Here is a 1,427-nt window from a genome sequence, read left to right on the forward strand (position 1 = left end):
CCGGTTTCCACTTCTGTTGCCGGGCGTGGTCCAGCCCCGTTATTGTCGTTGTAACCTGAGCCGTGAGGCCGTCAGTTACGCAGCAATAGCAAGTGCTTCGTTATCGTTGGCACTTATGGTTTGTGAACGGTTTAGCGGCGCATTCAGGCCGGGCGAAAAGTGGCGTCTTTCAACACACGTCGATCCTGGTTCGGCCCCATCTTGACCCGCCGCCGCGAACGGCCGGGCGGATTATGGTGGAGCCGCCGGGTACTGCCCCCGGGTCCGCTGTGTCTATTGCACGACACCGTTTATCGCCATAGCCGGAGCAAGCCCCGGCACCCCCAATATAGGGGCTCGCGCGTTAATGGGAAGTGAGCGCGGAAAGGCGGGGATTTTGGCGGGGTTGTGGGGGTTTTTGGGGTGTTGGTTTGTCAGACTCGACCTGGCGGTCGAGCGCGGCGGATTCTCTTGTCAGACTCAACCTGTCGGTTGAGCGCGGCACCGGCCCGCTCCCCCTCCCGGCCTCCCAACAGGGTACACTCAATGGGAGGCCGGGAGGGGGAGCGGGCCGGTGCCGCGAACTTCCGTCGGGAAGTTTCTGACAGAAAGACTCTCCGCTAATCCTCGAGCTTGAACACCGACCAGGCCGTCAGCAGCACGAACAGCGCCGCGCACACCAGGAAGGGCAGCGGCATCGAGACGCCGTAGACCAGCACGCCAAGGGCGGGCGCGGCGATGAAGGCCATGCCGTTGACCGAGGCGACCATGCCGGCAACCTGCCCCTGTTCGGCGCGGCTGACGGCGAGCGACGCGCCGCTGGTGAAGCCCGGGCGGAACAGCCCCATGCCGAGCGAGGTGATCGCGAAGCCCAGGGTCATGGCGTGCAGGGTCGTGACGAAAGCGGTCAGCAGGCATCCGGCGGCGCCGAGGACGAACCCCCAGATAACGAGTCGCCTGGGCGGCACCTTCATCTGCGGGATCAGGCCCCATTGGGCGAGCAGGGTCGCCCCCGCGCCGGCCATCAGCACGATGCCGATCGCCTGTTGCGCCTCGTCCAGCGGGACGGCGAGCCGGTCGATGATCAGGAAGCCGATCACGCCGAGGATCGCGGCATGGCCGTGCCCGCCGACCACGCCGACGATCAGCCAGGGGAGCGTTCGCGGGTCGCGCCAGCGCAGCCGCGCGGCCGGCGCGCCGCCCTCCTCCTCCTCCTCGTCGCCGGACGGCGCCGAGGTTCCCGACAGGCCGCCGATCGAAGGCTCGCTCGATATCGTCCCGCGCGCCGCGTGCTGCGGCGTGTCGTTCGGCAGGAGCACCGCCACCGCGAGCCAGACGACGCAGCCGAGCAACGCGAAGACGATCAGCGGCCCGGCCAGCCCGCCTTCGACCGGCAGGACGAAGGCCGGAGCGAGAGCGGGGCCGATGATCGTGCCCAGCCCGAAGGA

At 67.8% G+C, this 1,427-nt stretch carries 1 protein-coding gene and 1 other RNA gene; both read right to left on the bottom strand.

Going from position 1 to position 1,427, the window contains the following annotated elements; all coding sequences use genetic code 11:
* Positions 1-2: 2 nt before the first annotated feature.
* Positions 3-357: a transfer-messenger RNA gene (gene ssrA, locus ACTS11_RS20290) on the bottom strand.
* Positions 358-599: 242 nt separating this feature from the next.
* Positions 600-1,427, bottom strand: an 828-nt coding sequence (locus ACTS11_RS20295) for a hypothetical protein (protein ID WP_442642095.1), incomplete at its 5' end; no start/stop codon positions are given.

Source organism: Roseicyclus sp. (assembly GCF_052168335.1).
Classification (GTDB): Bacteria; Pseudomonadota; Alphaproteobacteria; order Rhodobacterales; family Rhodobacteraceae; genus Roseibacterium.